The sequence below is a fragment of the Pseudomonas sp. genome (assembly GCF_030698175.1).
In the GTDB taxonomy this organism is placed as follows: Bacteria; Pseudomonadota; Gammaproteobacteria; order Pseudomonadales; family Pseudomonadaceae; genus Aquipseudomonas.
The window spans coordinates 134,803-141,548 of record NZ_JAUYNT010000003.1; the positions used below are offsets into that span (position 1 = coordinate 134,803).

At 60.1% G+C, this 6,746-nt stretch carries 6 protein-coding genes, 3 tRNA genes and 2 pseudogenes; 7 read left to right on the plus strand and 4 right to left on the minus strand.

What is annotated here, in order from left to right; translation table 11 throughout:
• The first annotated feature begins 27 nt into the window (after positions 1–27).
• The 6 genes and pseudogenes from Q8R10_RS01715 to Q8R10_RS01740 form a co-directional block, all read left to right on the plus strand.
• Positions 28–1,209: a pyridoxal phosphate-dependent aminotransferase gene (locus Q8R10_RS01715; protein ID WP_305650440.1), complete on the plus strand. Its 1,182-nt coding sequence runs from the start codon at positions 28–30 to the stop codon at positions 1,207–1,209.
• A 38-nt stretch (positions 1,210–1,247) separates the two neighbouring features.
• A complete protein-coding gene (locus Q8R10_RS01720; protein ID WP_305650442.1) occupies positions 1,248–2,993 on the plus strand; it encodes an amidohydrolase in 1,746 nt (581 codons plus the stop codon).
• A complete protein-coding gene (locus tag Q8R10_RS01725) occupies positions 2,993–3,913 on the plus strand; it encodes a GTP-binding protein (RefSeq protein WP_305650444.1) in 921 nt (306 codons plus the stop codon). The genes Q8R10_RS01720 and Q8R10_RS01725 overlap by 1 nt, the downstream gene beginning before the upstream one ends.
• Before the next feature lie 241 nt (positions 3,914–4,154).
• The gene (locus Q8R10_RS01730; protein ID WP_305650446.1) at positions 4,155–4,442 is read left to right on the plus strand and encodes a type II toxin-antitoxin system HigB family toxin; all 288 of its coding nucleotides are present in this window, start codon (positions 4,155–4,157) and stop codon (positions 4,440–4,442) included.
• Between the two features lie 2 nt (positions 4,443–4,444).
• The gene (locus Q8R10_RS01735) at positions 4,445–4,846 is read left to right on the plus strand and encodes a type II toxin-antitoxin system HigA family antitoxin (protein ID WP_305650448.1); all 402 of its coding nucleotides are present in this window, start codon (positions 4,445–4,447) and stop codon (positions 4,844–4,846) included.
• A pseudogene (locus Q8R10_RS01740) lies at positions 4,847–5,050 on the plus strand (hypothetical protein); the annotation flags it as partial.
• Positions 5,051–5,122: 72 nt separating this feature from the next.
• Here the strand turns inward: Q8R10_RS01740 and Q8R10_RS01745 are convergent.
• The 3 genes from Q8R10_RS01745 to Q8R10_RS01755 all read right to left on the minus strand — a co-directional run bounded on the left by Q8R10_RS01745 (position 5,123) and on the right by Q8R10_RS01755 (position 5,458).
• Positions 5,123–5,207 (minus strand) — tRNA-Leu (locus Q8R10_RS01745).
• A gap of 55 nt (positions 5,208–5,262) precedes the next feature.
• Positions 5,263–5,338, minus strand: a tRNA-His gene (locus Q8R10_RS01750).
• Positions 5,339–5,381: 43 nt separating this feature from the next.
• A tRNA-Arg gene (locus tag Q8R10_RS01755) sits at positions 5,382–5,458 on the minus strand.
• A gap of 275 nt (positions 5,459–5,733) precedes the next feature.
• On the opposite strand from Q8R10_RS01755, the gene folD reads away from it, so the two are divergent.
• The gene (gene folD / locus Q8R10_RS01760) at positions 5,734–6,588 is read left to right on the plus strand and encodes a bifunctional methylenetetrahydrofolate dehydrogenase/methenyltetrahydrofolate cyclohydrolase FolD (protein WP_305650449.1); all 855 of its coding nucleotides are present in this window, start codon (positions 5,734–5,736) and stop codon (positions 6,586–6,588) included.
• Between the two features lie 24 nt (positions 6,589–6,612).
• Here the strand turns inward: folD and Q8R10_RS01765 are convergent.
• Positions 6,613–6,746 (minus strand): annotated as a pseudogene (locus tag Q8R10_RS01765) (IS1595 family transposase); the annotation flags it as partial.

Consider the following 6,746-nt stretch of genomic DNA (forward strand, 5'->3'; position numbering starts at 1 on the left):
GGCGAACACGCCGGCGAGGAGCAGAGCATGCGTTATTCACCTTTTGTCCAGCGGATCAGCGGCGAAGCCGTGAGTGCCTGGGACATTCATTACGCCGCCATCGAAGCGCGCGGCCGTGGCGAAGACGTCATTGTGTTGAGCGTCGGTGATCCGGATTTCGCCACCGACAGTGCTATCTGTGACGCCGCCGTCGATGCCTTGCGCCACGGCGACACCCATTACACCCATGTGCTCGGCCGCCCAGCGCTGCGTGAAGCCATCGCGGCCAAGCAAAGTCGCTTACTCGACATGCCCATGCATGCCGAGAACATCGCTTTGGTGGCCGGCGCGCAAAACGGTTTATTCGCCACCTCACTCTGCCTGTTCGGCCAGGGCGACGAGGTGCTGGTCCCGGAACCGATGTACCTGACCTATGAGGCCTGTATCCATGCCTCAGGCGCGAGCATTGCCACCATCGAGCAGCCGGCGGAAAACGGTTTTCGTCTGACCGCTGCGGCGCTGGAAGCCGCAGTCACCGAGAAAACCCGCGGCATTGCCTTGGCCACCCCGTGCAACCCCACCGGCAACGTCTACACCCGCGAAGAACTGGAAGCAGTCGCCGCAGTCGCGCTACGCCATGACCTCTGGGTTATTTCCGATGAGGTGTATGGGCAAATCACCTACGGCAAACAGCACTTGAGCATCGCGACATTCCCCGGCATGGCCGAGCGCACGGTGATTCTCAATAGTCTGTCGAAATCCCATGCGATGACCGGTTGGCGGGTCGGTTGGGTGGTCGCACCACCGACCCTGATCGGGCATTTAGACAACCTATTGCTGTGCATGCTCTACGGCCTGCCGGGCTTTATTCAGGAAGCCGCGATCAAAGCCCTGGAACTCGATGAGCAGATCGTCAGTCAAGCCCGCGAACTGTATCGCCGCCGCCGCGATCTGGTAGTCGCCGGCCTCAGTCAAGTCGCAGAACTGGATTGTCGGATTCCGGACGCCGGCATGTTCATGCTGGTCGATGTGCGCCGCACCGGGCTGTCGAGCATGGACTTTGCCTGGCAACTGTTTCGCCAGACCGGCGTTTCGGTGCTGGATGCGCAGGCCTTTGGCGCCAGTGCCCAGGGTTTTGTGCGGCTGTCCTTCACCGTGGCTGATAAGGCGCTGAAAGATGCCTGTCAGCGCATTGCCGGCTTCGTCGAGTCCCTGCGCGCAGGCCACTAACGACTTGCGCCATTGTTTGAGCACCAGAGGCTACCAGCGTGATTCGTTCTGACAATTTTTCCTCGACCCATGTCGCAGTTGATCAATACGCCGACCTGATTCTCAGCCACGGCCGCTTTTACACCCTCGACCCCGCGCAGCCTTGGGCTGAGGCGGTGGCCATCCGCGACGGGCGCTTTATCGCGGTCGGCAGCCTACCAGCGCTGCAGGCACTGATCGGCCCGCACACCCAACAGCATGATCTGGCCGGGGCGTTTTGCATGCCCGGCCTGCATGACATGCACACCCATCCCGACTTGGCACTGGCGCCCCGCTACAGCGATGATCTGGATGTGGGCCTCGAAGATCCAACGCCTGAGCAGCTGACCGAGGCCATTCGCGCCTACGCCGACAGCCATCCGGAGGACGGCTGGATCTATGGCCAATATTGGGTGCGCTACACCTTCCGCGAAGCCGGTTTAACACCCGGCCGCGAGTGGCTCGACAGCGTGATGCCGGATCGCCCGGTGGCGCTGCTCGACCGTATGTGGGGCACCATGATGGTCAACTCCAAGGCCCTGGAGCTGGCCGGCATCGACCGCAGCACCGCCGACCCGCGCAACGGTTATCTGGAGCGTGACGAACTGAGTGGCGAACCCAATGGCCTGCTGATCGATGGCGCCTATGCGTTGATTCACGCGGCCATGCCGCCGACTCCCGTGGCTGTACTGCGCCGCGCCTACCGCGACGGCGTGCACTTCCAGAGTGCCCGTGGGGTTACGGCAACCAAGTATGTGCACGTCTGCGAACGACGTCTGGAAGCCTTAAAACAACTCGACGATGGCGGCGAGTTAACCCTGCGTGTCGAAGCCGCCATCAGCTGGCAGGACGACATTTTCCCGGTGCGTCGGCGTTGGGAGCTGCTCAGCGGCGAGCGGCATTACTACCGCAGCGCCCGGCTGAATGCCAACGCGGTGAAGTTCCACTTCGACGGCACCGTGGAACCGCGCTCCTCCTACTTGCTGAGCCCTTGGCCGGCGGAAGCGAACTGGCGCGGCAAGCTCAACCTGACTCCCGAGCACATCACCGACATGGTGGTGGATATGGACCGCCGCGGCCTGCGCGTAATCGCCCATTGCACCGGTGACGGTGCCTCCGACGTGTTTCTCGACGCAGTTGCCGAAGCGCGGCGGCGCAATGGTTTCAGCGGCATTCGCCACCAGTGTGCGCACAGTACCTTGCTGCATCCGGGCAACCTCAAGCGCTTTCAAGAACTGCAGGTGATCGCCGAGTTTTCCCCGGCGGCCTGGTACCCGACCCCCTTCGCCACGGGAGCGCGCTCGGGTTACGGCCAGGAGCGGCTGAAGCGCATTTATGACTTCAAAGGCGTGCTGGCGGCCGGCGGCATCGCAGTCATGGGCACCGACTGGCCGGTGGCTTCCATCGACCCCTGGCTGGCCCTGGAAACCATGATTACCCGGCAGAACCCATGGAACCAGGAACCGGACTGCTTCGGCGAACCGATCAGCATCGAGCAGGCCTTGCAAGTGGTGACGCTCAACGGCGCCTACGCCATGGGCCTGGAGCATCTGACCGGCAGCCTGCAGGTGGGCAAGTCGGCGGACATGATCGTGCTCGACCGCGACCTGTTCGCCCAGCCGCCACGCAATTACATTCACCGTACCCAGGTGCAACTGACCTTCGTCGAAGGTCGGCCGGTGTACGACCGGCTCGGCATCTTTACCGACACGCCACTGCAAGCCACCTGGCAAGGCGAACCCCCGGTACTGGAAGGTAAAGCCTGATGAGCAGCAGCATCGCCGTCACCGTGGTCGCCGGGTTTCTCGGAGCGGGCAAGACCACCCTGCTCAACCGTTTGGTCCAGCGCAGCGAAGGCGAAAGGCTGGCGGTGATCGTCAACGATTTTGGTGAACTGAACATCGATGCGGCGATCATTGCCGAGGTCAGCGACGCGGTCTACAGCCTGCAAAACGGCTGCATCTGCTGCACCGTGCAAGAGGATCTGCTGGCGCAACTGATCAGCCTGACGCAGTTGACGCCGCGGCTGGAGCGCATCGTTATCGAGTGCAGCGGGGTGTCCGATCCACAACGCATCGTGCAGACCCTCGGTTACCCGCAATTACGCGCACAACTGCACCTGGACGCGGTGATCACCCTGGTCGACGCCAGCGGCTATAGCGCTCTGGAGGGTGATTACGCCCGCCTTTGCCGCGCTCAGGTGGCCTGCGCCGACCTGGTGCTATTGAACAAGTCCGACCTGGTTAGCCCAAGCGAGCTGGCCAGTGTGCGCAACCGTTTGGGCGAGCGCATTCGCGTTTTCAACACCGTGCAAGCGGCGCTGCCGGATGCCTTGCTGCTGGCCGACAGGACCGCGCCCGGCGGCTTGCAACTGCACCCCGTCAGCCCTGCGCACACGCAACTGTTTGAAACCTGGACCTGGCAAAGTCAGCAACCACTCGAGCCCCGCGCCTTGCGCGCCTGGTTGGCGCGTCTGCCGGCAGAGGTGTTTCGCCTCAAAGGGCTAGTCGTCCTGCACGGCAACCAGACGCCGCACTGGCTACAGCATGTCGGCAGCCGTAGCCAATTCACTCCAGCCACAGGCAACACGAACTCAGCGACGCAATTGGTGTTTATCGCCAAACGCGGCTGCACGCTACGCGAGGAGCTAGAAAATAGCTTAGCGGCCTGCCAAACAGCCACTTAGATTACGGCTCAACAGCGCTCCTGCCCGGCTAGCCAAAGCACTTGCATCCGACATTTAGCGGCCGAATTAGCGGGGATTGGCATCGCCGCGCAGCAAACTGAATCGACCGATGCCCAGGCTGCCGCCCTCGACCAAACCATGGAAGACGCTGCAAGGCGCCAGCGCCTAAATATCGCACTTTGCTATAGTCGTGGTATTGCGATAGCATACCAACATAGCAAAATGCGATTTAGGACAGGGTATGCATGTCATCACGCAAAAGCGCATCTGGGCAGCCAAAGAGCGGTGGCCAAACGCCGCCAACGCCCTCGATGCGTGGTATCGCTTGATCAAAACCAGCAGCCCGAAAGATTTCGCCGAAATGAAGAACCTCTTCCCGGCAACCGACAAGGTCGGCCCGCAACATGTGTTCGACATCGGCGGCAACAAGCTGCGACTGATCGCCGTGGTGCATTACCGCGCCCAGAAGCTCTACATCCAGCATGTGCTGGATCACACTGATTACGACAAAAGCAAGTGGAGGGAATAATCATGTCCGCGCTGATCAAACAAGCCAGCGAACACTGGCGTTATGTGGCCCCGCTGCTCAGCAAACCAACCAGCGAAGACGACTACGACGCCTTGGTGAACGCCCTGGACGAACTACTCGACATCGTCGGCGATGATGAAACCAACCCTCTAGCCAGCTTGGCATCGCACATAGGTGACCTGATCGAAGCCTATGACGACGAGCAGCGCCCCATGCCGAAAGTCAGCGGTGCCGAAATACTGCGCTACCTGATGCAAGAACATGGACTGGGCCAAAATGACCTGTCGGAAATCGGCGCGCAGTCAGTCGTATCGGAAATTCTCAGCGGCAAACGCCAGCTCAACGTCCGCCACATTCGCGCCCTAGCAGAGCGGTTCAAGGTGCCGGTAGAGGTGTTCTTCTAATCCCGCGTCCTGCACAGCCATGCAACGATGAGCCCCTATCTTGCTGTAAGGCTGGAGCTGGCAGGCATAGGCAAGGCACGCGCTTGGCTCGGCGTACAAGCCGACTACGATCCGTGGCAGGCGCAGCCCCAACAACAGCCGCACATCGACAGCGCAGAAACGAAAAAAGGCAGCCCTTTCGGAGCTGCCTTTTTTCTTGCCTGATCCCAAGGTGATCCCAAAACAACCGTTTTTGGTCGGCCACTTTAAAAAACCCTTTAAAAACAAGCACTTAATTGGTGCGGACGGAGAGACTCGAACTCTCACAGCTTGCGCCGCTGGAACCTAAATCCAGTGTGTCTACCAATTCCACCACGTCCGCGTGTAGCTCTGAAGCAAACAAGCCAGACGATTAAGTCTGGCTTGCTTTCATAATATGGGGTGGATGAAGGGGATCGAACCCTCGACACCAGGAGTCACAATCCTGTGCTCTACCAACTGAGCTACACCCACCATATTGCGTTGCTTGTATCGCCCTTTTACCTAAGTTGCCTAATGGCGCACCCGGCAGGACTCGAACCTGCGACCATCCGCTTAGAAGGCGGATGCTCTATCCAACTGAGCTACGGGCGCTTATTCATCGGCACTCTTGACGAGGGCTGACAAAAGCTTAACTAGAGCGACATCAACTTTCGTCATGCTTTAGCTAGTTACCCAGTAGCGGGTTGTGCTCGTCAAGCGGGGCAAATATTAGCTAGCAAGCACTTCGCCGTCAACAGTTAATCTTAAAAAAATCAGCAAGATAAAGGAGTTAGCGGATTTTCCTTGGGCGCCGCCTTTGCCCGCCGAGCTGGTCATGCGAGAATGCGCGCTCTTCTTTATTTCATATTGATGGTTAACCAAGCGACATGACCGCACAACTGATCGACGGCAAAGCGATTGCCGCCAGCCTCCGCCAGCAGATCGCCCAACGTGTCGCCGAGCGCAGCCAGCGCGGCCTACGCGCCCCCGGTCTCGCAGTGATTCTGGTCGGCAACGACCCCGCCTCCGAAGTTTACGTTTCACACAAACGCAAAGACTGCGAAGAAGTCGGGTTTTTCTCTAAAGCCTACGACTTACCCGCAGACACCGAGCAAACCGAGCTATTGGCGCTGATTGATGAACTCAATGCCGACCCGAAGATCGACGGCATCCTGGTGCAATTGCCACTGCCTGCGCATTTAGACGCATCCCTGCTGCTGGAGCGAATCCATCCGGACAAAGACGTCGACGGTTTTCACCCCTACAACATCGGCCGCCTCGCCCAGCGCATGCCGGTACTGCGGCCCTGCACCCCAAAAGGCATCATGACCCTGCTGCAGAGCACGGGCGCAGACCTGTATGGCATGCACGCGGTGATTGTCGGCGCCTCCAACATCGTCGGCCGGCCGATGGCATTGGAGCTGCTGCTGGCTGGCTGCACCGTGACCGTCACCCATAGATTCACCAAAGACTTGCCCGGCCATCTGGCCAGCGCCGACCTGGTAGTCGTCGCCGCCGGCAAACCCGGCCTGGTTAAAGGTGAATGGATCAAGCAAGGCGCCATCGTCATCGATGTCGGCATCAACCGTCAGGCCGACGGCAAGCTGATCGGCGACGTGGTGTTTGAAACCGCCCTGCCCCGCGCCAGCTGGATTACTCCGGTACCCGGCGGCGTCGGCCCGATGACCCGCGCCTGCCTGCTGGAAAACACCCTGCATGCGGCCGAGCATCTGCACAAGTAGCGCGCTCGACGGTCATAAAAAAGGCTATGTACCCGTTAACTGTTGAAGGGGTCGCCCAACGGCCTCTTGCAGGCAAAACTCGGGCTGAATACGCTTTGCATACCGCTCTAGCATGCGTCGCCAACCCAAGTAATTGACGAGATACTTGGTCGCCACAC